22 protein-coding genes and 1 pseudogene are annotated in these 25,117 nt (G+C 63.9%); 20 read left to right on the forward strand and 3 right to left on the reverse strand.

The window, feature by feature from the left end; translation table 11 throughout:
* Positions 1 to 34: 34 nt before the first annotated feature.
* The 9 genes from ACFX5Q_RS14020 to lepB all read left to right on the forward strand — a co-directional run bounded on the left by ACFX5Q_RS14020 (position 35) and on the right by lepB (position 9,920).
* Positions 35 to 2,218 carry a primosomal protein N' gene (locus ACFX5Q_RS14020; protein WP_404278725.1) on the forward strand — a complete coding sequence of 728 codons (2,184 nt, stop codon included), beginning with the start codon at positions 35 to 37 and terminating at the stop codon, positions 2,216 to 2,218.
* A gap of 31 nt (positions 2,219 to 2,249) precedes the next feature.
* Entirely contained in the window at positions 2,250 to 2,945 is a 696-nt protein-coding gene (locus tag ACFX5Q_RS14025; RefSeq protein ID WP_404278727.1) for an aspartate/glutamate racemase family protein, read from the forward strand.
* Between the two features lie 94 nt (positions 2,946 to 3,039).
* Entirely contained in the window at positions 3,040 to 3,435 is a 396-nt protein-coding gene (locus tag ACFX5Q_RS14030; protein WP_006206550.1) for a DUF4345 family protein, read from the forward strand.
* Positions 3,436 to 3,670: 235 nt separating this feature from the next.
* Positions 3,671 to 4,231 (forward strand): F0F1 ATP synthase subunit delta, encoded by a 561-nt coding sequence (locus ACFX5Q_RS14035; RefSeq protein ID WP_404278729.1) that lies wholly within the window; start codon positions 3,671 to 3,673, stop codon positions 4,229 to 4,231.
* On the forward strand, positions 4,231 to 5,760 hold the full coding sequence (gene atpA / locus ACFX5Q_RS14040; RefSeq protein WP_006206552.1) for a F0F1 ATP synthase subunit alpha: 1,530 nt from the start codon (positions 4,231 to 4,233) through the stop codon (positions 5,758 to 5,760). Before ACFX5Q_RS14035 ends, atpA begins: the two co-directional genes overlap by 1 nt.
* A gap of 33 nt (positions 5,761 to 5,793) precedes the next feature.
* The gene (locus ACFX5Q_RS14045) at positions 5,794 to 6,678 is read left to right on the forward strand and encodes a F0F1 ATP synthase subunit gamma (protein WP_404278732.1); all 885 of its coding nucleotides are present in this window, start codon (positions 5,794 to 5,796) and stop codon (positions 6,676 to 6,678) included.
* A 69-nt stretch (positions 6,679 to 6,747) separates the two neighbouring features.
* Positions 6,748 to 8,334 carry a F0F1 ATP synthase subunit beta gene (gene atpD, locus ACFX5Q_RS14050; RefSeq protein WP_404278734.1) on the forward strand — a complete coding sequence of 529 codons (1,587 nt, stop codon included), beginning with the start codon at positions 6,748 to 6,750 and terminating at the stop codon, positions 8,332 to 8,334.
* A gap of 113 nt (positions 8,335 to 8,447) precedes the next feature.
* Positions 8,448 to 8,855: a F0F1 ATP synthase subunit epsilon gene (locus ACFX5Q_RS14055; RefSeq protein ID WP_404278736.1), complete on the forward strand. Its 408-nt coding sequence runs from the start codon at positions 8,448 to 8,450 to the stop codon at positions 8,853 to 8,855.
* A 90-nt stretch (positions 8,856 to 8,945) separates the two neighbouring features.
* Positions 8,946 to 9,920 (forward strand): signal peptidase I, encoded by a 975-nt coding sequence (gene lepB / locus ACFX5Q_RS14060; protein ID WP_404278738.1) that lies wholly within the window; start codon positions 8,946 to 8,948, stop codon positions 9,918 to 9,920.
* A 46-nt stretch (positions 9,921 to 9,966) separates the two neighbouring features.
* Here lepB and ACFX5Q_RS14065 read toward each other — a convergent pair whose 3' ends face one another.
* Positions 9,967 to 11,460 (reverse strand): mannitol dehydrogenase family protein, encoded by a 1,494-nt coding sequence (locus tag ACFX5Q_RS14065; RefSeq protein WP_404278740.1) that lies wholly within the window; start codon positions 11,458 to 11,460, stop codon positions 9,967 to 9,969.
* A gap of 174 nt (positions 11,461 to 11,634) precedes the next feature.
* Between ACFX5Q_RS14065 and uxaC the strand changes: the two genes are divergently transcribed.
* The 10 genes from uxaC (at position 11,635) to ACFX5Q_RS14115 (ending at position 21,901) form a co-directional block, all read left to right on the forward strand.
* On the forward strand, positions 11,635 to 13,044 hold the full coding sequence (uxaC, locus tag ACFX5Q_RS14070) for a glucuronate isomerase (protein WP_404278743.1): 1,410 nt from the start codon (positions 11,635 to 11,637) through the stop codon (positions 13,042 to 13,044).
* A gap of 31 nt (positions 13,045 to 13,075) precedes the next feature.
* Positions 13,076 to 14,053, forward strand: coding sequence for a TRAP transporter substrate-binding protein (locus ACFX5Q_RS14075; protein ID WP_404278745.1), 978 nt, complete (start codon positions 13,076 to 13,078; stop codon positions 14,051 to 14,053).
* A gap of 67 nt (positions 14,054 to 14,120) precedes the next feature.
* Positions 14,121 to 14,690 (forward strand): TRAP transporter small permease, encoded by a 570-nt coding sequence (locus ACFX5Q_RS14080; RefSeq protein WP_404278747.1) that lies wholly within the window; start codon positions 14,121 to 14,123, stop codon positions 14,688 to 14,690.
* Positions 14,691 to 15,971, forward strand: coding sequence for a TRAP transporter large permease (locus ACFX5Q_RS14085; protein ID WP_404278749.1), 1,281 nt, complete (start codon positions 14,691 to 14,693; stop codon positions 15,969 to 15,971). It abuts the gene before it with no gap.
* A gap of 9 nt (positions 15,972 to 15,980) precedes the next feature.
* Positions 15,981 to 16,757 carry a FadR/GntR family transcriptional regulator gene (locus ACFX5Q_RS14090; protein ID WP_404278751.1) on the forward strand — a complete coding sequence of 259 codons (777 nt, stop codon included), beginning with the start codon at positions 15,981 to 15,983 and terminating at the stop codon, positions 16,755 to 16,757.
* Between the two features lie 18 nt (positions 16,758 to 16,775).
* Complete coding sequence (gene kduI, locus ACFX5Q_RS14095; RefSeq protein ID WP_404278753.1) at positions 16,776 to 17,627, forward strand: 5-dehydro-4-deoxy-D-glucuronate isomerase; 852 nt, start codon at positions 16,776 to 16,778, stop codon at positions 17,625 to 17,627.
* Positions 17,624 to 18,391 (forward strand): 2-dehydro-3-deoxy-D-gluconate 5-dehydrogenase KduD, encoded by a 768-nt coding sequence (gene kduD / locus ACFX5Q_RS14100; protein WP_404278755.1) that lies wholly within the window; start codon positions 17,624 to 17,626, stop codon positions 18,389 to 18,391. Before kduI ends, kduD begins: the two co-directional genes overlap by 4 nt.
* Positions 18,392 to 18,401: 10 nt before the next feature.
* Entirely contained in the window at positions 18,402 to 18,740 is a 339-nt protein-coding gene (locus ACFX5Q_RS14105; protein ID WP_404278758.1) for a cupin domain-containing protein, read from the forward strand.
* Between the two features lie 270 nt (positions 18,741 to 19,010).
* Complete coding sequence (recQ, locus tag ACFX5Q_RS14110; RefSeq protein ID WP_404278760.1) at positions 19,011 to 20,876, forward strand: DNA helicase RecQ; 1,866 nt, start codon at positions 19,011 to 19,013, stop codon at positions 20,874 to 20,876.
* A gap of 134 nt (positions 20,877 to 21,010) precedes the next feature.
* Positions 21,011 to 21,901, forward strand: a complete 891-nt coding sequence (locus tag ACFX5Q_RS14115; RefSeq protein ID WP_404278762.1) for an FHA domain-containing protein — start codon at positions 21,011 to 21,013, stop codon at positions 21,899 to 21,901.
* Positions 21,902 to 22,050: 149 nt separating this feature from the next.
* Here the strand turns inward: ACFX5Q_RS14115 and ACFX5Q_RS14120 are convergent, their stop codons facing one another.
* Positions 22,051 to 22,725, reverse strand: coding sequence for a peroxiredoxin-like family protein (locus ACFX5Q_RS14120; protein ID WP_192181984.1), 675 nt, complete (start codon positions 22,723 to 22,725; stop codon positions 22,051 to 22,053).
* A gap of 361 nt (positions 22,726 to 23,086) precedes the next feature.
* Between ACFX5Q_RS14120 and ACFX5Q_RS14125 the strand changes: the two are divergent.
* Positions 23,087 to 23,697 (forward strand): annotated as a pseudogene (locus ACFX5Q_RS14125) (ATP-dependent DNA ligase); the annotation flags it as partial.
* Positions 23,698 to 23,781: 84 nt separating this feature from the next.
* On the opposite strand, the gene ACFX5Q_RS14130 reads toward ACFX5Q_RS14125, so the two are convergent.
* Positions 23,782 to 24,846, reverse strand: coding sequence for a cyclic nucleotide-gated potassium channel (locus tag ACFX5Q_RS14130; RefSeq protein ID WP_404278764.1), 1,065 nt, complete (start codon positions 24,844 to 24,846; stop codon positions 23,782 to 23,784).
* Positions 24,847 to 25,117 lie beyond the last annotated feature (271 nt).

The following is a 25,117-nucleotide window of genomic DNA, read 5'->3' on the forward strand; positions in this document are numbered from 1 at the left end:
GCTCTAGACCAAAGTCGGGGCAAGGTCACGCCTCATGGAAGAAGATTCGCCCTTTGTCGCAGCCGCGCCCGTGCTGGTGCCGATGCCCGCCGAGCGGCCCTACACCTATGCTGTGCCGATGGGCATGCGGGTGGTGCCGGGCTCGATCGTGCGCGTGCCGCTGGGACCGCGCCAGGTTGCCGGCATCGTCTGGGACGGCGTCGTCGAAAAGGTCGACGCAAAGAAATTGCGACCGATCGAACAAGTCTTCGACTGCCCGCCGATCGACCGCGCGATGCGCCGCTTCGTCGACTGGATCGCCCAATACACGCTGTCGCCGCCCGGCATGGTGGCGCGCATGCTGCTGCGGGCGCCGGAGGCCTTCGACCCGGAGCCATGGATAGAAGGGCTGCAGCGCACCATGCTCCGGCCCGACCGGATGACGGAGGCGAGGACACGGGTGCTGGAGACGGCCGAAGGCGGGCTTGCCTGGACGCGCTCGGGCCTGGCGCATGCCGCCGGCGTGTCCTCGACCGTCATCGACGGCTTGCGGGCTCAAGGCGTGTTCGAGGCCGTGATGATCCCGCCGCGACCGGTGGTCGCAGCGCCCGACCCTGCCTATGCCCAGCCTGCGCTGATGCCCGACCAGGAGGATGCGGCCGTGATGCTGCGCGCCGGTGTGTCGGCCGACGCGTTCGGCGTCACCTTGCTCGACGGCGTCACCGGCTCCGGCAAGACGGAAGTCTATTTCGAGGCGGTGGCGACGGCACTCGACAAGGGCAGGCAGGTGCTGATCCTGCTGCCGGAAATCGCGCTGACGCACGCCTTCCTGGAACGCTTCCAGGACCGTTTCGGCGCCAAGCCGGCGGAGTGGCATTCCGACCTGCCGCCGCGGATGCGCGAACGCGTCTGGCGGCAGGTTGCGGAAGGCGGCGTGCGCGTCGTCGCCGGCGCGCGCTCGGCGCTGTTCCTGCCGTTCCGCGATCTCGGGCTGATCGTCGTCGACGAGGAGCACGACCCCGCCTACAAGCAGGAGGACCGCGTCTTCTACAATGCGCGCGACATGGCCGTTGTGCGCGGCCATATTGGCGGCTTTCCGGTGGTGCTCGCCTCGGCGACGCCGTCGGTCGAAAGCCGGGTCAATGCGAGCCAGGGCCGCTATAGCAGGGCGGTGCTTTCGGGGCGCTTTGCTGAAGCCGCGCTTCCCGACCTGAAGACCATCGACATGCGCCGCGCGCCGCCGGCACGTGGCGGCTTCCTGTCGCCGCTGATGCTCGACCATATGAAGCGGACACTGGAGCGGCAGGAACAATCGTTGCTGTTCCTCAACCGGCGCGGCTACGCGCCGCTGACGCTGTGCCGGGTCTGCGGCCATCGCTTCGGCTGCCCGGTCTGTTCGGCCTGGCTGGTCGAGCACCGCTTTCGCGGCCAGCTCGTCTGTCACCATTGCGGGCACAATGAACGCCGCCCGGATGCCTGCCCGGAATGCGGCACGCTCGACCATCTCGTCGCCTGCGGGCCGGGTGTCGAGCGCATCGCCGAAGAGGTCGTCACGCATTTCCCCGACGCCCGCACCATCGTCCTGTCGTCCGACCTGATGGGCGGGGTGCGGCGGCTGCGGCTCGAACTCGAGGCCATCGCCAATGGCGAAGCCGACATCGTCATCGGCACGCAGCTTGTCGCCAAGGGCCACAATTTTCCGAACATGACATTGGTCGGGGTGGTCGACGCCGATCTCGGTCTTGCCAATGGCGATCCGCGCGCCGCCGAGCGCACCTTCCAGCTGCTCAGCCAGGTGACGGGGCGCGCCGGCCGCACGGGCAAGAAGAGTCTCGGCCTGCTGCAAACCTTCCAGCCCGAGCATCCGGTGATGCGCGCGATCGTCTCCGGCGACGCCGAGGCTTTTTACGAGCGCGAGATCGCCGAGCGCGAGCGGGCGGCCCTGCCGCCCTTCGGCCGGCTCGCCGGCGTCATCGTTAGCGCCGTGACGCGGGCGGAAGCGGAGGGCCATGCACGCGGCCTGCGCCGCGCAGCACCTCAGGCCAGCGACCTGTTCGTGCTCGGCCCGGCTGAGGCGCCGCTGTCATTGCTCGGCGGCCGCCATCGCTTCCGCCTGCTGATCCAGGGCGAGCGGCGCGCCGACATGCAAGGTTTCATCCGCGCCATGCTGTCCGAAGGGCCGAAGCTGCGCGGCTCGGTCCGGGTGCAGGTCGATATCGATCCGCAGAGCTTTTTGTGAGATTGATCATGCAAATCGGAGGGCGGATCAGATGAAAACCCTGGGCCTGCTCGGCGGCATGAGCTGGGAATCGACCGCGATCTATTATCGCCTGCTGAACGAGATCGTGCGCGAGCGGCTGGGCGGGCTGCATTCGGCGAAGCTGCTGCTCTGGTCGTTCGACTTCGCCGAGATCGCCGAACGGCAGCACCACGGCGATTGGGACGGCGCTGGCGTGCTTCTCGTCGAAGCCGCGCGCAAGCTCGAAGCCGGCGGTGCGCAGGGGCTTCTGATCTGCACCAACACCATGCACAAGCTCGCGGATGAAGTGCAGGCGGCGGTGTCTATCCCGCTGATCCACATCGCCGATGCCACCGCGGTCGCCGTCAAGGCCGCCGGCGTCAGGCGCCCGGCGCTGCTGGCGACGCGGTTCACCATGGAGCAGGATTTCTACAAGGGCCGGCTTGCCGACCGATACGGCCTGCAGCCGGTGGTGCCGGATCAGGCCGGGCGCGACATGGTGCATCGCGTGATCTATGACGAACTCTGCCAGGGCATCGTCAACGGGCCATCGAAGGCGGCCTATATCGACGAGGTCGACCGCTTGCGCCGCGATGAAAAGATCGATGGCGTCATCATGGGCTGCACCGAGATCACCATGCTGATCGGCCAGCCGGACTTCGACATTCCGGTGTTCGACACCACCCGCCTGCACGCCGAGGCGACGGTGGAATTCGCGCTCTCCTGATGCGACCTTCCTAAATTGCCGGCCGCCATCTGGCGCAAGGGTTTTCGTTCGCTAGAATGCTCGCAATTTCAAACAGGCATTTCGAGGGGACAAAATGGATTTTGTGTTTCCATGGCCGACGAGCCAGGGCGAGTGGCTGGCGTGGTCGAGCGCCGTCGTGACCTTGGCTCTCGGGCTTGTGCTGTTCCTGGCGCCGAACCTAGCCTTCCGGATACTCAGGCTGCAGGTCAAGCCCGAGAAAGCGGCGGCGATTGCCGAAGGGCGCGGCCGGATGTCGGGCTTCTATCTCGGTGTCAGCCTGTGCTGCATTTTGCTGGCGCAACCATGGCTCTACATGGCGCTCGGCTTCTCCTGGCTGTTCACAGCCTTCGGCCGCTTGCTGTCGATGATGTCGGACGGTGCCAACACGCCTTTCAACTGGGCGTCGATCATTGTGGAACTTGTGCTGGCGGCGCTGCCGCTTGCCTTTGTCTTCGGCTTTTTGCCCTGAATCCAACGGCTTCGGTCGAACTCCGCAACCGGATGCGACAAAAGTGCCTGAAAACCATGCGGAACGACGCATTGCGGTCTTAAAAGGCCTGTGCTAGACGGCAATCGACTTTCGGCCGGGGATAGCGGAAGCCGCGCCTCCGTGCTTGGAAAAATGCAGTAAGGTCAAAGATTTAGCCAGAGTTCTCGCTCGCGCCAACAATCTGCGGCCTGTCAGACAAGAGAAAAGACGGTCCGTGGCCCAATCGTCATCGCCAATCTCAGGTGTCGCAGAACGCTACGCGGGTTCGCTGTTCGAACTCGCCCAGCAGGCAAATTCCGTCGCCAAGGTCGAAACCGACCTCAACAGTTTCGAGGCGATGCTGGAAGGCAGCGCCGACCTCACGCGGCTGATCAGGAGCCCGGTGTTCTCCAGCGAGGACCAGGCCAAGGCGATCGCGGCGATCGCCGACAAGGCCGGGATCACCGGGTTGACCGGCAATTTCCTGCGCGTCGTCGCCAAGAACCGCCGGCTGTTCGCCGTGCCGGGCATGATCAAGGCGTTTCGCCAGATCGCCGCCGAACATCGTGGCGAGGCTGCTGCCGAGGTGACGTCCGCGCATGAGCTGACCCCTGCCCAGCAGACCGAACTGAAGGCGGCGCTGAAAAGCGTGGCCGGCAAGGATGTGGCCATCACCGTTACCGTCGATCCGTCGCTGCTTGGCGGGCTGGTGGTCAAGATGGGCTCGCGCCAGATCGATACGTCATTAAAAACCAAACTCAATTCGCTCAAGCTTGCACTGAAAGAGGTCGGCTGATGGACATCCGCGCCGCGGAAATTTCCGCAATTCTGAAAGACCAGATCAAGAATTTCGGCAAGGAGGCCGAGGTCTCCGAAGTCGGCCAGGTGCTGTCCGTCGGTGACGGTATCGCCCGCGTCTACGGCCTCGACAACGTCCAGGCCGGCGAAATGGTCGAGTTCCCCGGCGGCATCCGCGGCATGGCGCTCAACCTCGAAGCCGACAATGTCGGCGTCGTCATCTTCGGCGCCGACCGCGACATCAAGGAAGGCGACACCGTCAAGCGCACGGGCGCCATCGTCGACGTTCCGGTCGGTCCGGGCCTGCTCGGCCGCGTCGTCGACGCGCTCGGCAATCCGATCGACGGCAAGGGTCCGATCAAGGCAGTCGAGCGCAAGCGCGTCGACGTCAAGGCGCCCGGCATCATCCCGCGCAAATCGGTGCATGAGCCGATGTCGACCGGCCTCAAGGCCATCGACGCGCTGATCCCGGTCGGCCGCGGCCAGCGCGAGCTGGTCATCGGCGACCGCCAGACCGGCAAGACCGCCATCATCCTCGACACGATGCTGAACCAGAAGTCGGTGCACGACAACGGTCCCGAGAAGGAGAAGCTCTACTGCGTCTACGTCGCCGTCGGCCAGAAGCGCTCGACCGTCGCGCAGTTCGTCAAGGTGCTGGAAGAGCGCGGCGCGCTCGACTATTCGATCATCATCGCCGCCACCGCGTCCGACCCGGCGCCGATGCAGTTCCTGGCGCCGTTCGCCGGCTGCACCATGGGCGAATATTTCCGCGACAACGGCATGCACGCGCTGATCAGCTATGACGATCTGTCGAAGCAGGCCGTCGCCTATCGCCAGATGTCGCTCTTGCTGCGCCGCCCGCCGGGCCGCGAAGCCTATCCGGGCGACGTGTTCTACCTGCATTCGCGCCTGCTCGAGCGAGCCGCCAAGCTCAATGACGACAATGGCAACGGGTCGCTGACCGCGCTGCCGATCATCGAGACGCAGGCCAACGACGTGTCGGCCTACATCCCGACCAACGTCATCTCGATCACCGACGGCCAGATCTTCCTGGAAACCAATTTGTTCTTCCAGGGCATCCGTCCGGCGGTCAACGTCGGCCTGTCGGTGTCGCGCGTCGGTTCGTCGGCGCAGATCAAGGCGATGAAGCAGGTCGCCGGCTCGATCAAGGGCGAGCTCGCGCAGTACCGCGAAATGGCGGCCTTCGCGCAGTTCGGCTCCGACCTCGACGCCGCCACGCAGCGCCTGCTCAACCGCGGCTCGCGCCTGACCGAGCTTTTGAAGCAGCCGCAGTTCTCGCCGCTCAAGGTCGAGGAGCAGGTCGCGGTGATCTTCGCCGGCGTCAACGGTTACCTCGACAAGCTGGCGATCAATCAGGTCGGCAAGTTCGAACATGGGCTGCTCAGCCACATGCGCTCGGCCGGCAAGGACGTGCTCGATGGCATCCGCAAGGAGAAGGCGCTGTCGGATGATCTGCGCGCCAAGCTGAAGGCGGAAATCGACGCCTTCGCCAAGACCTTTGCTTGAACGAAGCCGGACGCACGGGATCAGGTTTGAAGCATGCCTTCATTAAAAGACCTTCGTAACCGTATCGCCTCGGTTAAGGCGACGCAGAAGATCACCAAGGCGATGCAGATGGTCGCCGCGGCGAAGCTGCGCCGCGCGCAGGAGGCTGCGGAAGCGGCGCGTCCCTATTCCGAGCGGATGGGCGCGGTTCTGGCCAACATCACCCAGGCGGTCGGCGGCGGTGGCGATGCCCCGGCGCTGATGACCGGCACCGGCAAGGACGACGTGCATCTGCTCGTCGTCTGCACCGCCGAGCGTGGCCTGTGCGGCGGCTTCAACTCGCAGATCGCGCGTTTCGCCCGGGATCACATCCGCCGGCTGCTGGCGGACGGCAAGCAGGTCAAGATCATCTGCGTCGGCAAGAAGGGTTTTGACATATTGCGCCGTGACTACGCGTCACAGATCATCGACCGTGTCGATCTGCGCGAGGTCAAGACGCTTGGCTTCGTCAACGCCGACGCGATTGCCCGCAAGGTCATTCACCTCTTCGGCGAGGGCAGCTTCGACGTCTGCACGCTGTTCTATTCGCAGTTCAAGTCGGTGATCAGCCAGATCCCGACCGCGCAACAGATCATTCCGGCCGGTGTGGCCTCCGCTCCGGCCGCAGCGGCGGACGGCGGCAATGCCGTCTACGAATATGAGCCGGAGCCGGGCGAGATCCTCTCCGACCTCATTCCGCGCAACATCTCGGTGCAGGTCTTCCGCGCGCTGCTCGAAAACGCAGCTGGCGAGATGGGTGCCAAGATGAGCGCCATGGACAATGCGACGCGCAACGCCGGCGACATGATCAACAAATTGTCGATCACCTACAACCGCCAGCGGCAGGCGCAGATCACCAAGGAATTGATCGAAATCATTTCGGGCGCCGAGGCGCTCTAGGCACGCTCGCAAGAAGGTCATCGACCTTCCGGCGTGCGAAAAACAAAGAGACGAAAAAGGGCAAAGACGATGGCGAAAGCAGCGACCCCCCAGAAGGCAGCCTCGAAGACGGCGACCCCCAAGGCGGCAGCGCCGGCAAAGGCTCCGGCAGCAGCAGCGAAGGCGGCTCCGGCCAAGAAGGCGGCAGCGCCGGCCAAGGCCGCTGCAGCCAAGACGCCAGCCGTTACCATCAAGAAGACGGGTGCGGTCGGCAAGGTTCGCCAGGTCATCGGCGCCGTCGTCGACGTGCAGTTCGGCGAGCATCTGCCGGCGATCCTGAACGCGCTGGAGACGGTCAATGTCGGCAACCGCCTCGTGCTCGAGGTCGCACAGCATCTTGGTGAAAACACCGTGCGCTGCATCGCCATGGACTCGACCGAAGGTCTGGTTCGCGGCCAGGACGTCTATGACACCGGCGCGCCGATCACCGTGCCGGTCGGCCCGGGCATGCTTGGCCGCATCATCAACGTCATTGGCGAGCCGGTCGACGAAGAGGGCCCGGTCGACGGTATCGAAATGCGCGCCATCCACCAGCCGGCGCCGACCTATGTCGAGCAGTCGACGGAAGCGCAGATCCTGGTCACCGGCATCAAGGTTCTCGACCTGCTCGCGCCCTACGCCCGCGGCGGCAAGATCGGCCTGTTCGGCGGCGCCGGCGTCGGCAAGACCGTGCTGATCCAGGAACTGATCAACAACGTCGCCAAGGCGCATGGCGGCTTCTCGGTGTTCGCCGGCGTCGGCGAGCGCACCCGCGAGGGCAATGACCTCTATCACGAGTTCATCGAGTCCGGCGTCAACAAGAAGGGCGGCGGCGCCGGTTCCAAGGCAGCACTCGTCTACGGCCAGATGAACGAGCCGCCGGGTGCGCGTGCCCGCGTCGGCCTGACCGGTCTGACGGTCGCCGAATATTTCCGCGACCAGGGCCAGGACGTGCTGTTCTTCGTCGACAACATCTTCCGTTTCACGCAGGCGGGTTCGGAAGTGTCGGCGCTGCTTGGCCGTATTCCTTCGGCCGTGGGTTATCAGCCGACTCTCGCCACCGACATGGGCGCGCTGCAGGAGCGCATCACCACGACGACCAAGGGCTCGATCACCTCGGTGCAGGCGATCTACGTGCCGGCCGACGACCTGACCGACCCGGCGCCGGCGACCTCGTTCGCCCACCTCGACGCGACGACCGTGCTCAACCGCGCGATCTCGGAAAAGGGCATCTACCCGGCCGTCGACCCGCTTGACTCGACCTCGCGCATGCTCGACCCGATGGTCGTCGGCGAAGAGCACTACCAGGTCGCCCGCCTGGTGCAGTCGATCCTCCAGCGCTACAAGTCGCTGCAGGACATCATCGCCATCCTGGGCATGGACGAGCTGTCCGAAGAGGATAAGCAGACCGTTGCCCGCGCCCGCAAGATCGAGCGCTTCCTGTCGCAGCCGTTCTTCGTCGCCGAAGTGTTCACGGGTTCGCCGGGCAAGCTGGTCGACCTCGCCGACACCATCAAGGGCTTCAAGGGCCTCTGCGCCGGCGACTACGATCACCTGCCGGAGGCGGCCTTCTACATGGTCGGCGGCATCGACGAAGCGGTCGAGAAGGCTCAGCGCCTGGCGGCTGAAGCGGCGTAATCAAGCGAATAGGGAGTAGTGAGTAGTGAGTAGAGAATAGCAGGTGAGTGAGTTGGGCCAACTGGACCCCTTCACTACTGACTACTCACTATTCCCTCCTCACTAAAATGATCATGGCTGAAGCTTTCCAATTCGAACTGGTCTCGCCGGAGCGGCTGCTGGTGTCCGAGCAGGTCGAGTTCGTCGTCATTCCGGGCGCCGAAGGCGAGATGACCGTGATGGCGCATCACGCGCCGGTCATGACCACGATCAAGCCGGGCGTCGTCACGGTGAAGACCGCTGCCGGCAAGGAAGAGCGTTATGTGGTGTTCGGCGGCTTTGCCGACATCGTTCCTTCAGGCTGCACGCTGCTCGCCGAATCGGCGGTCGCCGTCGGCGACATTGACCGCACCGACCTCGCCCGCCGCATCCAGGAAGCCAGGGAAGACGCAGCCGACGCCAAGGACGACGAGGCCCGCAGCAAGGCCGAGCAATTTCTTAGCCAGCTCACCACGCTGGAAGGCGCCATCCTGCCGGCTTGAGGCACCCCACACCAATAGATTGAAAAAGCGGGCTTGCCCCGCTTTTTTCTTTGGTGGACAGTCCTGCTGCCTTGGCATGGGGAGCGGCCGATGACGGAAGAAACAGCGCAACGAGAAACAGGCTCGCGATCCAGGTGGTCGACGGCCCTGGTGTCGGCCTTTGGCGGCCCGTTCGGTGGATTCCTGTGGATTGGCAGCGGCAAACTGGCCGTCGCCAGCCTGGTGGTCATTTGCGCCATCACTTTCGCGATCACCTACACCGGTTTTCCGGTGTTGCCGGGCGTCGATCTTGGCTGGTTGGCCAATCTTTCAGGTATCGGGTTGATGGTCTTGTGGGTGGCGCTCGTCTTGCCCTTCGCGCCACGGTTCAAGCCGGACAAATGGTACGCACATGGGTTTTCGGTGCTGGTGCTCGTCTTTCTGACCTCGTATCCGGCTGCATTTGCAATACGCGCGTTCCTGCTCCAGCCGTTTTCGATTTCGTCCAGCAGCATGGTGCCAACGCTCGCGGAAGGGGACCATCTCTTCGTCTCCAAATTCGCATACGGCTACAGCCGCCACAGCGTTCCCTTCGGTTTGCTGCCGATCGAAGGGCGGATATTCGGCGCGGAACCCAAGAGGGGGGATGTGGTGGCCTTCAAATTCCCGCCAGACCCTACCGTGGACTACATCCAGCGGATCGTCGGCCTCCCCGGCGAGAAGATCCAGATCATTGATGGGGTGCTTCACATCAACGATGTGGCGGTTGGACTCGAGGATATCGGTTCTTTTTCGTCCGAAGAGTTCTCGAAAGCCAAACTTCAACGCGAAATCCTGCCGGGTGTCACCCATTCCGTTCTCGACCTGTCAGGCAATTCCATCGGCGACAACACGCGCGAGTTCGAGATCCCCGAGGGCCACTATTTCGTGCTTGGCGACAATCGCGACAATGCCTCCGACAGCCGGTTCTCTGTCGGATTTGTTCCCCATGAAAATCTGGTCGGCAAGGCCGTACGGCTGTTTTGGAATTCCAAAGGCACCGACTATTCGACTCGGCAGACGCTGGATGGTTCGGTCGGCAAGTAAGTCTGAAGCGAGCCGGGTTCGAGCCAGTTCGAGGTCCGGCCTATAATTATTCGCTCTCTATGCCGAGCGCGGCGAAGGCCAGAGCCGGACCGTCCCGGCGCAGATGCACGAGATGGACGGCCACGAGCTCGATCAGCGTCTGGCGCTCGGCATGGTCCCTGGCGAAGCCGGCCAGGTCGAACACTGCCGCCACGGTTTCGTTCGCCGGCAGTTGCTGGCCCAAAAGTGGCGTCAGTGCCGCGTCGAGCGGATCGGTGAAGTGAGCTTCCGGCAAGGTTTTGCCACGCGCCGCGCAGGCGGCGATCCAGGCGGCCACCACCAGTGTGAGATGCACCAGCTCAGTGCCGGCTTCGATGCACTCGACGGCGGAGGCGACGATGCGCTGCGGCAATTTCTGGCTGCCGTCATTGGCGATCTGCGCCGTTCGGTGGGCGAGTGCCGTATTGGAAAAACGCTCGGCGAGCTCTGCCGTATAGGCGGCTGTGTCGAGCCCGGCGTCCTCGGGCAACGTCGGGATGGCTTCGGCCCACAGCCTGTCGACGAACTGCCGGATCGTCGGATCGGCGAAGGCGCGGTCGACCGTCGCATGGCCGCTGAGCAGGCCGAGATAGGCGATCGCCGAATGCGAGCCGTTGAGCAATCTCAACTTCATGTCCTCGAAGGGCTCGACGTCGCCGACCATGGTGGCGCCGAGCTTTTCCCAAGCTGGTCGTCCTGTAGGGAAGTCGTCCTCGATCACCCATTGGCAGAATGGCTCGGTCATCACCGGCCAGGCGTCCTCGACGCCCAGCTCTCCAGCGATCCTCGCCCGGTCGGCATCGGTGGTCGCCGGCACGATGCGGTCGACCATGCTCGACGGGAAGGCGATCTCGTCGGCGATATGACGGGCGAGGTCGGCATCGCCAGACGCGGCATCATGCAGCGCGGCGAACTCGACCAGCAGCCGGTGCAGCGTGGCACCGTTGGCCGGGAGATTGTCGCAGCTGAGCACGGTGAAGGCCGGCGTGCCGGCGGCGCGGCGGCGCGCCAGTGCCTCCCTCAGGAAGCCATGCGCGGTCTTCGGCGCATGCGGGTTCGCCAGGTCATGGACAATGTCGGGATGGGCGGCGTCCAGCCCGCCGCCCGCTGCCCTCAGATAGGCCTTTTCGGTGATCGTCAGCGTGACGATGCGGGTGCGCGGATCGGTGAGCATGGCCAGCACCGCGCCCGGATCCTCCGGCGCCACCAGCATCGACAGGATCGAGCCGACGACGCGCAGTTGTTCGCCGCCGCTGCTCCTGACCGCCAGCGTGTAGAGCCCGTCCTGCGGCGCCAGCGCATCGCGCGTGTCGGGGCTGCGCAAGGAAACGCCAACAATGCCCCAATCCGTCTCGCCCGCCGCCAGGCAGTCGTCGACATAGACGGCCTGGTGGGCACGATGGAAGGCGCCGACGCCGAGATGGACGATGCCTGGCGCGATGCTGTTGCGGTCATATGAAGGCACGGCGGTTGCAGCAGGCAGTTCCGGCACCGTGGCGTTGGAAAGGCGTCTGTTCATCATGGGCAGTGTCCGATCGGACGTCGTGAAATCGTCCCGAGGATGGGTCGGCAAGCGGCGTATCACCCGCTTTCCCGCCACACAATGGACCGAAAAGTCATCATACAACAATCTAATTTTTGTATGTTGACATTATTTCTGTCCAATCCTACCGATAGCGGCCCTGGGAGGACCAACGTGGCAGGATTGACCGATCCGGATCTGCTGTTTGCCGCCGAAGGGCGCCAGCTTGCGCTTGCCCGCGACCTCTACGCCGGGGTCAAGGACCTGCCCATCGTCAGCCCGCATGGCCACACCGATCCGCGCTGGTATGCGCGCAACGAGCCGTTCCCCGATCCGGCGCAATTGCTCGTCGTGCCCGACCACTACATTTTCCGCATGCTGCTCAGCCAGGGCGTGCGGCTCGAGGACCTCGGCGTGCCGACCTTGGACGGCGGATCTGTGGAGACCGACGGCCGAGTGATCTGGCGGCGCTTCGCCGAGCATTATTTTCTGTTTCGCGGCACTCCGACCCGGCTGTGGCTCGACCATGTGTTCGCCCATCTGTTCGGCATCGAGGAACCGCTGAACGCCAGCACGGCGGACCGCCACTACGATACGATCGCAACATTGCTGCAACGCGACGACTACCGCCCGCGCGCTTTGTTCGAGCGCTTCAACATCGAGGTGATCGCGACGACCGAGGGCGCGCTCGACGATCTCAGATGGCACAGGACGATCCGCGACAGCGGCTGGCAGGGCCGCGTGGTCACCGCCTACCGGCCGGATGCCGTCGTCGATCCCGATTTCGAGGGGTTTGCGGCCAATCTCGACCGGTTGGGCGAGATCACCGGTTGCGACACCGGCATATGGGCCGGCTATCTCGATGCGCACCGCCGGCGGCGCGCCTATTTCAAGGAGTTCGGCGCGACATCGTCCGACCACGGCCATCCGACGGCGGAGACCGCCAACCTTTCTGACGCGGCGGCCGCGGAACTGTTCAGCCGCATCCGACGAGGCTCCGACGACGAGCGCGAACGAAAGCTGTTTCGCGCCCAGATGCTGACCGAAATGGCCAAGATGAGCCGGGACGACGGGCTGGTCCTTCAGATCCATCCCGGCTCCTGGCGGAATCATTCGCCGGCTATTTTCCAGAAGTTCGGCCGCGACAAGGGTTTCGACATCCCGACCCGGACCGACTATGCGGCGGCCCTGAAGCCGCTGCTCGACTGCGTCGGGCTGGAGCGCGATCTCACGGTCATTTTGTTCACGCTCGACGAGACTAGCTATGCGCGCGAACTGGCGCCGCTCGCAGGTGTCTATCCGGCGCTGAAGCTCGGACCGGCCTGGTGGTTCCATGACAGCCCGGAAGGCATGCGCCGTTTCCGCGAAATGACCACCGAGACGGCCGGTTTCTACAACACCGTCGGTTTCAACGACGACACCCGTGCCTTCCCGTCCATACTCGCGCGTCACGACGTGGCGCGCCGGGTCGATTGCGCCTTCCTCGCGCGTCTCGTCGCCGAGCGCCGGCTGCGCGAGGACGAGGCGCACGAACTGGCGCGGGAGCTTGCCTACACGCTTGCAAAAAAGGCGTACCGGCTCTGAGCCGGGCGCAACGATCTAAAGGGAGGAAGTCATGTTGCATCTTTCGAAATTGACGGCAGCCACATTCGCCTTCGGCGCGCTGCTGGTTGGCATGGCCCATGCCGAAACCGTGCTGCGCTCGGCCGACACCCATCCGGACGGCTATCCGACCGTCGAGGCGGTCAAATATATGGGCGAGCTGATCAAGCAGCGCACCAGCGGCCGCTATTCGGTCGAGGTCTATCATTCGGCGCAGCTCGGTGAGGAGAAGGACACGATCGAGCAGACGCAGACCGGCGTCATCGACCTCAATCGTGTTTCGATGGGGCCGTTCAACGGCATCGTGCCGGAGACACAAGTGCCGTCGCTGCCCTATATCTTCCGCTCTGTCGACCAGATGCGCCACGTCATGGACGGGCCGATCGGCGACCAGATCCTAAAAGCGTTCGAGGCGCACGGCCTGGTCGGCCTGGCCTTCTACGATTCCGGCGCGCGCTCCTTCTACAACACCAAGAAGGACATCACCTCGATTGCCGACCTGAAGGGCATGAAGTTCCGCGTCATCCAGTCGGACGTGTTCGTCGACATGGTCAATGCGCTTGGCGCCAACGCGACGCCGATGGCCTATGGCGAGGTCTATTCGGCGCTGGAGACCGGCGTCATCGACGGTGCCGAGAACAATTGGCCGAGCTTTGAATCCGCCAAGCACTACGAGGTCGCCAAGCACTACACGATCGACCAGCACCAGATCGTGCCCGAGGTGCTGGTGATGTCGAAAGCGAGCTGGGAAAAGCTGTCGCCGGAGGACCAGGCGATCGTCAGGCAGGCGGCCAAGGACAGCGTCGTCAAGATGCGCGAATTGTGGGACGCGCAGGAGAAAAAGTCGCGCGACATCGTCGAAAAGGCCGGCGTCAAGGTCAGCGAGATCGACAAGCAGCCGCTGATCGATGCGATGAAGCCGGTCTACGACAAGTATCTGTCGACGCCCGAGCTGAAGGATCTCGCCGCACGCATCCAGGCGACCGAGTGAGGTTGATTGCGGGGCCGGCTATCGCGGCCGCCCCGCAACCATTTTGACAGGTTTTTGGGAGGCCCAGATGGCGACAGAACCGGCAAGGAGCAAGGCGCTGCACATGCAGCGCGTCAGCGCCGCTCTTTCGAGGGTCTGCGATGGCGCGTTGTATCTGGCCGGCACCGGGCTGGCCGCCATGACAGCACTTGTCGCCTACCAGGTGTTCTCCCGTTTCGTGCTCAACGCGTCGCCGAGCTGGACCGAGACCAGCGCCATCATGGTGATGAGCTGGTTCATCTTCCTCGGCGCCGCCGTCGGTGTGCGCGAGAATTTCCACATGGGATTCGACGTGCTGCTCTATGTCCTGCCCAAGGGCAGCAAGGGCGCGCTGCGGACCATCTCCGACCTTGTCGCATTCGCCTTCGGCATCGGTATGGTGTGGTACGGAATCAAGCTGGTTGCGCTGACCTGGCATTCGACCATCCCGGCGCTCGGGCTTCCCGGCGGCTTCGACTACCTGCCGCTGACCGCGGGCGGCGGGCTCATCAGCCTGTTTTCGCTGGAGCGCATGTTGCTCAGATGGGCTGGGATCGACGTCGACAAGGATATCAATCTCGAAGAGGTGCCCGAAATGCCAGCGGTGCAGGAGGCGTAGATGGAAATCTGGATCCTGTTCGGCGTCTTCACACTGCTTATGTTCATAGGCACGCCGATCGCGTTCTGCCTCGGCGCCGCCAGCTTCGCCACCATCGTCTATCTCGGCCTGCCGCCGCTGGTGGTGTTCCAGCGGTTGAATTCCGGCATGAGCGTGTTTTCGCTTATGGCGATCCCGTTCTTCATCTATGCGGGCGATCTGATGGTGCGCGGCGGCATCGCGCAGCGCATCGTCGCCTTCGCCGGCTCGCTCGTCGGGCATATGCGCGGCGGCCTCGGCCAGGTCAACATCATCGCCGCCACCATGTTCGGCGGCATTTCCGGTTCGGCGGTTGCGGAGGCCGCGGCCGTTGGCGGGTTGATGATCCCGCAGATGAAGGAGCGCGGCTACGGCGCCGACTACGCCGTCAACGTCACCTCGATGGCGGCGCTGATCGCGCTCTTGTTGCCGCCGTCGCAGAACATGATCATCTATTCGATTTCGGGTGGCGGCAAGATCTCGATCGCCGACCTTTTCACCGCCGGCATCCTGCCGGGCCTTCTGCTCGCCGCGTCGCTGATGGTCACCGCCTATGTCGTGGCGCGCCACCGCGGCTATCCCACCGAACCGTTTCCCGGCTTCGCCAGGGCGGGCCGGCTGTTCCTCATCTCCATTCCCGGACTGCTGCTAATCGGTATTATTTTCGGCGGCGTCCGTTCGGGCGTCTTCACGGCCAGCGAAAGCTCCTGCATCGCCGTCATCTACGCTCTACTGGTCACCGTCCTTGGCTATCGCTCGATGCGGTGGAACGACTTCGTCCACGCCACGAAGGGCGCGGTGCGGACCACGGCAATGGTGCTTTTGATCATCGGCATGGCCGCTTCGTTCAGCTGGCTGATGGCCTATCTCAGGGTGCCGGCGGCCTTGATCGCCGGCATGAACGCCATCTCCACCGATCCGCTGGTCGTGCTCCTGCTGCTCAACGTCCTGATGCTGCTGCTCGGCACCTTCATGGACATGGGGCCGATGATCATCATCTGCACGCCGATCTTCCTGCCGCTGGTGACGCATTATGGCGTCGATCCGGTGCATTTCGGCGTCATCACCATCCTCAATCTCGGCATCGGGCTGAACACGCCGCCGGTCGGCACGGTGCAGTTCGTCGCCTGCGCCGTCGGCAAGATCACGGTGTGGGAAGCGATGCGCTCGATCTGGCCGTTCTATGGCGCGGGTATCGTGGTTCTCGGGCTGGTAACGTATATTCCGGCGATCTCGCTCTGGTTGCCGAGCGTGTTCAAATAGGGGAGCGACATGGCATCGGACACCGCTACCGACCTCAGGGTCGAGCGCAAGCCAAAGCTTTCGGAGACGGTCGTCACGGCGATCCGCAAGCAATTGCAGGCGGGCGAGATCCAGCCGGGACAGAAGTTGCCGACCGAGGGCCAGCTGACCGAGACCTTCGGCGTCAGCCGCACCGTCATCCGCGAGGCGCTGGCCAAGCTTGCCGCCGACGGGCTGGTCGAGCCGCGCCAGGGCGCCGGCGTCTTCGTCACCGAGCACATCTCGACGATGTTCGGGGCTCTTGCTGCCGACATGGGCAGCAAGGATTCGATCGCGCTCAACGTGCTCGAAGTGCGTCTGGCGATCGAGATCGAATCGGCCGGACTCGCCGCCATCCGCCGCAACGCGGCGCAGGAAGCGGCGATCCAGGAAGCCTTCTTCGAATTCGAGCGGCTGCTGCTTGCCAGCGAGCCGACCGGCCCCGCCGACCTTGCTTTCCACCGCGCGATCGCCAGCGCCACCAACAATCCGTTCTATGTCGAGATGCTCGATGTGCTCGGACGCCGCGCCATTCCTTGCGACGTCACCTCGCCCTGGTCGACCGAGCTCGTGCAGTCCGACAGCTACCAGCGCGGACTGCAGCGCGAGCATCTGGTGATCCTGAACGCGATTTCGGCCGGCGACGCGGCGGCCGCGCGCGAAGCGATGCGCGCGCATCTCTCCGCCAGCCAGCAGCGCTATCGCGAGCGCCTGCAGGCGCGGCAGGCCTTCTACGCCAACTCGGTGAAAGCCGCCTCGACAGAGTGAAGATTTCAAGCAGGTAGCATGGATCAGAAACACACCGATTTTTCCTCGCGCTTCGGCATTGACCCGGCCGCCGCGGCGGCCATGGGCACCGATGAGCTGCGCCACCATTTCCATATCGACGGGCTGTTCCAGGCCGATCGCGTCAGCCTGACCTACACCCACTACGACCGCATGATCGTCGGCGGTGCGATGCCGGTCGGTTCGGTGTTGCCGCTGGAAACGATCAAGCCGACCGGCACGAAGGCGTTCCTCGATCGACGCGAACTGATCGCCGTCAATATCGGCGGCGCCGGCGCAATCGAAGCAGGCGGCCACTCGTACGATCTCGCGGCGCGCGACATGCTCTATCTGGGCATGGGCACGCAGGATGTTTCTTTCGCATCGGCCGATCCGGCCGTGCCGGCAAAATTCTATCTGCTGAGCGCGCCGGCGCATCAGGCCCATCCGAACCGGCTGATCCGCATCGGTGACGCCAAGCGGCTCGACCTCGGCAGCAAGGACACCTGCAACGAGCGCTCGATCTTCCAGTTCATCCATGCGGAGGAACCAAAAACCTGCCAGCTGGTCGTCGGCATGACGCAACTGGCGCCAGGCTCCATCTGGAACACCATGCCGTGCCATGTCCATGACCGGCGCATGGAGGCCTATCTTTATTTCGACCTGCCGGAGACGGCGCGGGTGTTTCATTTCATGGGCGAGCCGGACGAAACACGCCATCTGGTCATGCGCAATGAAGAGGCCGTGCTGTCGCCGGGATGGTCGATCCATTCGGGCGCCGGCACCTCCAGCTACGCCTTCATCTGGGCTATGGCCGGCGACAATGTCGACTACACCGATGTCGACCCGGTGGCGATGGATGAATTGCGATGAGCGATCTGTCGGCCTTCAGCCTCGCCGGCAAGCGCATTCTGGTCACTGGCGCCAACACCGGCATCGGCCAGGGCATCGCCGTATCGATCGCGCGCGCCGGTGGTTGGGTTGTTGGCGTCGGCCGCTCGGCTATGGACGAGACGGCTGGCAAGGTCGCGGGTGTGGGTGGAAGTTTCGAGGCAGTGCGCTGCGATCTAGCCGATCCGATGGCTGCCCAGGCGATGCTCGACCAGGTCTGGCATGAAAGTCGGCCGCTCGACGGGCTGGTCAACAATGCCGGTATCATTCGGCGTGCCGACGCCGTCGATTTGACAGAGACCGACTGGGACGACGTCATCGACGTCAATCTGAAGACGGTTTTCATGCTCAGCCAGGGCTTTGCCAGGCGCGTGCTTGCCGATCCGGGACGGCGCGGCAAGATCGTCAACATCGCCTCGGTGCTCAGCTTCCAGGGTGGCATCCGCGTCGCCTCCTACACGGCGTCGAAGCATGGCGTGCTCGGCATCACAAGGCTGCTCGCCTGCGAATGGGCGGCAAAAGGCATCAACGTCAACGCCATCGCGCCGGGTTATATCGAGACCAACAATACCGAGGCGCTGCGTGCCGATCCCGACCGCAGCGCCGCCATCCTGGCACGCATTCCGGCGGGACGCTGGGGCAGACCGGAGGATATTGGCGATGCCGCCGTCTTCCTGCTGGCGCCGGCGTCCAACTATGTGCATGGCGCCGTGGTGCCGGTGGATGGCGGCTGGCTGGCGCGATGAGGACGGGCAAATGACCGCGACGAAACTCTTCCGGCATGCCGGCGAGGGCGCATGGACGCCGACGCCCGACGGCAATCGCCGCCGCGTGCTTCTCCACACCGACGAATTGATGATGGTCGAGTTCGCCTTCGACAAGGGGGGCATCGGTGCGCTGCATTCGCATCCGCATGTGCAGGCGAGCTATGTCGCCGAAGGCCGCTTCGAGGTCACCATCGACGGCAGGAGCGAGATTCTGGACGCGGGCAGCAGCTTCATCGTCCCGTCCAATCTGGTGCATGGCGTCAAGGCACTTGAGGCCGGACGCCTGGTCGACAGTTTCACGCCGCAGCGCGCCGATTTCCTCGGCTGACCTTTTTCGGGCCATTCCAGAAATGGAAAACCCGCGCCTCCGGAGAGGCGCGGGTGTGTTGCCTGGGCGCTTGTGGCGCCGCGGTACTCAAAACATCGCCGCAGGACCGCAAGCGTGCCGCATGATGGTGAAAATAGACTTAACAGGGCTGGAACTACCCAGCTTTATCGGCCAAGCAGGACGGCAGGTCTTTTGGCGAGTCGAACGCCAGCGGAATCGCGCGGGCGGACTCAAATCCGCGCACGCATTTCAACAGCGGGCGAGAAGGTGATGCAGATATCGGCTGCAAACGTCCCTGCGGACGAACACAACGCCAGGCGGCGCGTCCTGAAGGACGTGTTCGGCTTCGACGATTTCCGCCCCGGCCAGGCAGCCGTGACGGAGGCATTGCTGGCCGGGCGTCACGTGCTGGCCGTCATGCCGACGGGTGCGGGCAAGTCGCTCTGCTACCAGGTGCCGGCCCTGGTCCTGGGCGGGCTCACCATCGTCGTTTCGCCGCTGGTGGCGCTGATGCAGGACCAGGTTGCGGCGCTGCGCCTTGCCGGCGTCGCCGCCGACACGATCAATTCCTCTTTCGACCGCGAGGCCAATGTCGCGGCATGGCGCCGCGTCGCGGCGGGCCAGACGCGGCTGCTCTATCTCGCGCCGGAACGGCTGATGACCGATCGCATGCTCGACGCGCTTGCCAGGCTGGACATCAGCCTGATCGCCATCGACGAGGCGCATTGCATCTCGCAATGGGGGCCGGCGTTCCGGCGCGAATATGAGGAGCTGTCGCGGCTGCGCGACATTTTTAAGAAAGTGCCGATCATCGCGCTGACGGCGACGGCGGACGAGGCCACGCGCACTGATATAGAGGCGCGGCTGTTTGCCGGGCGCGTCGAAACGCTGGTGCTGGGTTTCGACCGGCCGAACATCAAGCTCGGCATCGAGCCCAAGCAGGACAGCAAGCGCCAGCTGCTGGATTTCGTGCGCCGTCATGCCGGCCGCAGCGGCATCGTCTACTGCCTGTCGCGCAAGAAGACGGAGGATGTGGCGGCGTTCCTCGAGAAGAACGGCGTCACCGCGCTCGCCTATCATGCCGGCATGAGCAAGGAGGCGCGCGACGCCAACCAGAACAGCTTCATGACCTCGCCCGGCGTGGTGATGGTGGCGACCATCGCCTTCGGCATGGGTATCGACAAGCCCGATGTCGCCTATGTGTTTCACACCGATCTTCCGGGCAGCCTGGAGGCCTACTACCAGGAGATCGGCCGCGCCGGTCGCGACGGGCGGCCGGCAGAGGCTCGCATGCTGTTCGGCCTCGGCGATATCCGCATGCGTCGGCTTTTCATCGAGGACGAGGCGACGCCGGCGGAGCACAAGAGGCGCTCGCATGGCCGGCTCGACACGCTGATCGGCTATTGCGAGACGGCCGAATGCCGGCGCCAGGTGCTGCTCGGCTATTTCGGCGAGGAAGCGTCGTCCTGCGGCAATTGCGACAATTGCCTGGATCAGGTGCCGCGCGCCGATGGCGCCGCCGAGGCGCGGATCATCCTGGCGGCGATCGCGCAGACCGGCGAACGCTTCGGCGCCGCCCATGTCATCGATGTGCTCCTCGGCCATGAAACCGAGAAGATCCTGGCCAGGAGTCACCATAGGCTCGCCAGCTTCGGCAGCGGCGTGGCGCACAAGAAGGATTTCTGGCTGTCGCTGATACGGCAGCTCGTCGCGGGCGGGTTTCTGATGCCGGATCCGGAGGGCCATGGCGGCCTCGCCATCGCCGAGAAGGGCCATGCGCTCGGCCGTGGCGAGATTCCGTTCCTCTACCGTGTCGAGACGCGGCAGCGCCGCGGCAAGATGCGTGCCGCCCAAGGTGCCGCCATCGATACGGAAGGCCTGGATGCCTCGCTGCTGGCCGCGCTCAAGACACTGCGGCTGCGGCTCGCCAAGGAGCGCCAGATGCCGGCCTATGTGATCTTCTCCGATCGCACGCTGATCGACATGGCCGCGCGCTGCCCAAGCGACCTCGACGCCTTCGCCGAAGTGAATGGCGTCGGGGCGGCGAAGCTCAGGGAATTTGGAGAGATTTTTCTGGGCGCGATTGCGGCGCACGAAGGAAATCAGGTGGGAGAAGCGGGTGATTTGGCGAGATGAGTGAAGGCAGACGCCTGTCCGTCCGAGACGATCACGCCGAAGCACCGCCCCGGCCCCCAGGCGCGCAATTAGATAAGTTAAAGGCAACTTTGGTGTGTTATATACGCTGCGTTCTCGGTGCGGATACGAGATCGATGGATCAGGAAAGACTTCTAGCCGCAGTCCTCTTAGCTGATGTCGTGGGCAGCACGCCCCTCTATGAGCGCATCGGCGACGATGCCGCTCTGCAGCAGGTCTCGGATTGCCTGGACGCGATGCGCGAGATCGTCGCCCGGCACGGCGGTGATTTCATTCACTCGAAAGGCGATGACGTACTCAGCCTGTTCGAGAACCCGGAGGCGGCGCTGAGGGCCGTCTGCCAAATCAGCCGCCAACTGACGAAAGGGCCGTTGAGCGCCCGTATCGGATTGCATTTCGGGGCGGTCATTCGCACGCGGGGCGAGGTATTCGGTGACGCTGTCAATGTCACCGCAAGGTTGTCCACCACGGCCAACCCCGGGGAGGTGCTGATCAGCCAGAGCTTCTGCGAAGCCCTTTCCGCAAGAAGCCGCAGGGCACTGCGGCTCCTCGACAAAATGGCCTTGAAGGGGAAGCAAGAACTCTTCGATGTCTATACCCTGTGGAGCGACGATGGGGCCCTCGGTACGCAGATCACCAGCCGGGGCACAATTACCGATACGCGCTCCGCCTCGCTGCGGCAGATCAATCTGGTCATCCGCTATGGAGATCAGTTGCGATCCTGTCGAAACAACGAATTCGTGACCATCGGCCGATCTCCGGAATGCAATATTGTCATCGAGCGGCCCTGGGTTTCAAGGCACCACGCGACCTTCACTATTTCGAATGGCAGGGCCCGGCTTGTCGAGCGAAGCTCGTCGGGCACATTTGTGTCGATGGGGCCCGGCCATGAAGTATTCGTACGCCGCGAAGATATTCTCCTCTTCGGCTCCGGCGTCATCTCGCCTGGACTGAGGTTGTCCCTCAGCGACGCTCAGGTTCTTCACTACGAAATTGTCTCAGACTGACCCGGCCGGACTCCTCCTGATCGTCGGCCGCCGGGGCCACCGGGATTTACCGACAGGCGGGGGTGGGGGCGGTTTGTGGGGCCCCCTATCAGGCGACGGCCGCCAACTTCGCGTAATCCTGCGCCTAGCCCCACTACCGAGGCTGCGCCTTACCTTCCGATTTGCGACGCGACCGACATCATCGCCTCAGAGTTCGGGTGGGCGCCCAAGCCGCCATCGAAAACCTCGGAGAACGTCCAGCGAACGACGCCGTTGCGGTCGAGCAGGAACTGGCCCATGAGCTGGCCCACGCCGGTCGCAATCATTTGCTGGTCCGCTTCAGTGATATCGTAATTGTCTTTTTTGTTCAGATATTCGAGCGTGGCAAACGGATCCATCGGCTCAGGCATTTCGCCCGGCACGTTGAGCCGCATCGCCTTCACATCGCTCATCGAAGCCTTTTGCGGCCATGCGCTCTCGTCTTCGGTGATCTGCATATTCGGCAATCCAAAGGCGCGGTGTGAAGTCCGCTCCGGATCGGATGCCGCGAGCAGGCGGAGCATCGGATGGTACCGCAGATAAAGGCGCGCCCGCTCGATGGGCGTGTTCACCACCGTGAGGCTTTCGATGCCCTTCTCGTTGAGGGCTGGTGTGAGCAGCGAAACCGTCGCGATATGACGCCTGCAAAACGGACAATGGAGACCTCGATACAGCCCAACCAGCACTGGTTTCTCGCCTCGGAAATCGTCGATGGCGATCTTGCCCTCGCGGGTAATCGCGTCGAGCACGAAATTGGGCGCCGTTTCGCCAGGTTGCAGCGGGCCTATGTCGAGACGTTCTGACATGCTGATCCCTCCTCGCGGGCCAATCCACAACGGATGTGCGGCGGGTGGCTTGAGCCCATGTTGCGGCACATACGTCCTTGGGCATGCTGCAATGGCGGTCGGCCTAGGACGGCGTCGAGGTCGGCGCCGGTAGTCCATTTATAGCACGGAGGGCAACGCTTTTACACTAGATGGCGCCCACGAACGCTGGACCTTCTCGCGCAGACGATCCCACAGCCAACTGCTGGTCCTCGTCACTCCATAGCTCATTGCAACCGGATGTGAGTTAATCTCCGCTGGGTCGACTGAGCAACCCCCGGCTTCATCGGCAGCCGGGGGGTGGGGTGGCTTGTGGGGCCTCTATCCAGCGCCAGCCAACTCAAACGATGCCGGTCTGTCTGACTTCGGCTGCGAAAGGCCATCACCAGGCGCCAGCACGACCTCTACTTCGTCGCCTTCGATCTGTTGCACCTCAACGGCCATGATCTGCGCGACATGCCGCTGGAGGATCGTCGCGAGATCCTGGCCGAGATGATACCGGACGGCGGTCGCATTCAATTTAGCCAGGCGCTTCCGGGCGATGCAAAGGCGATCTTCCATCTGGTCGACCAGGCCGGGCTCGAGGGCATGGTTTCGAAGCGGAAAGACAGCAAATATCGAAGCGGCCCGTCGACGAATTGGCTGAAGGCGAAATGCTATGCGATCGCGGAATACGATCTGCTCGGCGTTGAGCGAGAGGCCGGCAAGCCAGCATTCGCTCTGATGGCCGAGCGCGGCACAGGGCGCTATGTCGGATCGGCGTTCATCACCTTGAACCGCGAGATGCGGGAACGCCTCTGGGAGCGCGTCCGGGAACATGCAGGGCCACCGCCGAAGGGCATGAAGCGGCCGGCGACGCAATGGGTCAAGCCGGGGCTGATCGGCCGTGTGAAGCACCTGCGGGGCGAGGACGACTTGCGGCACGCCTCTTTGCAAGACTTTCGGGAGGAATGACAATGGCCAAGAAGGATCAGGACCGCGTCAACCAAACCTCCGCGCGTGGCCGATAGAGCCGAAGTCCGGACTGCACACCTTCGGTCAAGTCGGTGCCGCGCCGCGCCGCTCGAGCGCGGTCTTGCGGATGACTTCCGCGATCTCCGGGCTGCTGCTGCACAGCATCTGGAAATCCGCCGAGTGCAGCGACAGGAGTGAGACCACCGTTGCGGCGCTGACGGTCGCCGAACGCGGTTCGCCGCTGATCAGCGCCATCTCACCGAAGAAGGCGCCGGGGCCAAGCTCCACCGGGTTCGGCGTCGCGACGCTGACGCGTCCCTCCACGACGAAGAACATCTGATCACCGGGCTCGCCATTGCGGCAGATCACGCCGCCCGCCGGCACCGTGCGAGGTCTTAACGCGCGCACGATCTCGACCAGCACGGCCGGGCCGAGCTTCTGAAACAACGGCACGGCGGCGACCAATTGCCAATTACGGACGAAATCCGCGCGACGGACTTCTTGATAGAAGCCGGTGGCAAGAATGCCAGCCCAGAGCGCGAAGATGCCGATGCCACTCATCATGACCCCCCCGGCAAGGACGCGGCCGGCGAAGCTTTGCGGAATAGCGTCGCCATAGCCTGTGGTGGACAGGGTGACCACCGCCCACCACATTGCCTGGGGGATGCTGCCGAACTTTTCCGGTTGGATGTCGCGCTCGATGACATAGGCCGCGAGCGCGACAGCGAACAGAACGACGCCGAAGAGGGTGGTGACGCCGATCAGATTGCGCGCTTCGTTGGCCAGCACCCTGCCCAGCACCGGGAAGAAAGTCGAGTCGCGCAGCGGTTTCAGTAGCCAGACAGCACAGTAGAGGCTTCGGTCGGGCGTGCCGACGAGCAGAAATGCCGCGAGTGGAACCAAGACCGCGAGCACATCGATGGCGATTGCCGGCGTCCTGTTCCGAACGTCTCCCGCCCGGCGCTTGAGCAGCGTCGCCGCCATCTGCAGGAGATAGGCGCCCCAAATGACAGCGAGCAGGGCAGCCAGAACCAGTCTGGTTCGTCCGGACATGTCCGGTATCGTGAGCGCAGCCACCGCCAGAAGCCCAGGCGCAGCCAGCACCGCGTTTAGCGGCGCGTAAATTCTTAAGAAAGGCAGTACCGACATTCTGTGCCCACGAGCGGCTACTACCCTCCAAAATAGATGCCTTCAAGGCAAGCGCAAAGGTGCTTGTCGCTGCGATGTGCATCATCAACGGTCGCACTCGGCAGCGAAAAATACTTGCCGGCCTCAGCTCTATTAGGAATATAATCCTAATTATATACTTGACGTACTAGGACCGAAAATGTCATCAGATTCTCGACAGGCCGGCACCGAAATTACCGAAGAAATGATCGACGCAGCGTTGGCGGCTGTCACTCCTTTTGCGGAGTTGTCG

Source organism: Mesorhizobium sp. IMUNJ 23033 (assembly GCF_044778005.1).
GTDB lineage: Bacteria > Pseudomonadota > Alphaproteobacteria > Rhizobiales > Rhizobiaceae > Mesorhizobium > Mesorhizobium amorphae_A.

What these genes read in the sequence shown, in the direction of transcription:
- ACFX5Q_RS14045 (WP_404278732.1), top strand. Translation starts at nt 5,794, where the DNA reads ATGCCTTCATTAAAAGACCTTCGTAACCGTATCGCCTCGGTTAAGGCG.
- kduI (WP_404278753.1), top strand. Translation starts at nt 16,776, where the DNA reads ATGGATCAGAAACACACCGATTTTTCCTCGCGCTTCGGCATTGACCCG.
- ACFX5Q_RS14090 (WP_404278751.1), top strand. Translation starts at nt 15,981, where the DNA reads ATGGCATCGGACACCGCTACCGACCTCAGGGTCGAGCGCAAGCCAAAG.
- kduD (WP_404278755.1), top strand. Translation starts at nt 17,624, where the DNA reads ATGAGCGATCTGTCGGCCTTCAGCCTCGCCGGCAAGCGCATTCTGGTC.
- ACFX5Q_RS14025 (WP_404278727.1), top strand. Translation starts at nt 2,250, where the DNA reads ATGAAAACCCTGGGCCTGCTCGGCGGCATGAGCTGGGAATCGACCGCG.
- ACFX5Q_RS14085 (WP_404278749.1), top strand. Translation starts at nt 14,691, where the DNA reads ATGGAAATCTGGATCCTGTTCGGCGTCTTCACACTGCTTATGTTCATA.
- ACFX5Q_RS14020 (WP_404278725.1), top strand. Translation starts at nt 35, where the DNA reads ATGGAAGAAGATTCGCCCTTTGTCGCAGCCGCGCCCGTGCTGGTGCCG.
- ACFX5Q_RS14075 (WP_404278745.1), top strand. Translation starts at nt 13,076, where the DNA reads ATGTTGCATCTTTCGAAATTGACGGCAGCCACATTCGCCTTCGGCGCG.
- ACFX5Q_RS14105 (WP_404278758.1), top strand. Translation starts at nt 18,402, where the DNA reads ATGACCGCGACGAAACTCTTCCGGCATGCCGGCGAGGGCGCATGGACG.
- ACFX5Q_RS14120 (WP_192181984.1), bottom strand. Translation starts at nt 22,725, where the DNA reads ATGTCAGAACGTCTCGACATAGGCCCGCTGCAACCTGGCGAAACGGCG.
- atpD (WP_404278734.1), top strand. Translation starts at nt 6,748, where the DNA reads ATGGCGAAAGCAGCGACCCCCCAGAAGGCAGCCTCGAAGACGGCGACC.
- lepB (WP_404278738.1), top strand. Translation starts at nt 8,946, where the DNA reads ATGACGGAAGAAACAGCGCAACGAGAAACAGGCTCGCGATCCAGGTGG.
- ACFX5Q_RS14080 (WP_404278747.1), top strand. Translation starts at nt 14,121, where the DNA reads ATGGCGACAGAACCGGCAAGGAGCAAGGCGCTGCACATGCAGCGCGTC.
- ACFX5Q_RS14055 (WP_404278736.1), top strand. Translation starts at nt 8,448, where the DNA reads ATGGCTGAAGCTTTCCAATTCGAACTGGTCTCGCCGGAGCGGCTGCTG.
- ACFX5Q_RS14030 (WP_006206550.1), top strand. Translation starts at nt 3,040, where the DNA reads ATGGATTTTGTGTTTCCATGGCCGACGAGCCAGGGCGAGTGGCTGGCG.
- ACFX5Q_RS14065 (WP_404278740.1), bottom strand. Translation starts at nt 11,460, where the DNA reads ATGATGAACAGACGCCTTTCCAACGCCACGGTGCCGGAACTGCCTGCT.
- recQ (WP_404278760.1), top strand. Translation starts at nt 19,011, where the DNA reads ATGCAGATATCGGCTGCAAACGTCCCTGCGGACGAACACAACGCCAGG.
- ACFX5Q_RS14130 (WP_404278764.1), bottom strand. Translation starts at nt 24,846, where the DNA reads ATGTCGGTACTGCCTTTCTTAAGAATTTACGCGCCGCTAAACGCGGTG.
- atpA (WP_006206552.1), top strand. Translation starts at nt 4,231, where the DNA reads ATGGACATCCGCGCCGCGGAAATTTCCGCAATTCTGAAAGACCAGATC.
- ACFX5Q_RS14115 (WP_404278762.1), top strand. Translation starts at nt 21,011, where the DNA reads ATGGATCAGGAAAGACTTCTAGCCGCAGTCCTCTTAGCTGATGTCGTG.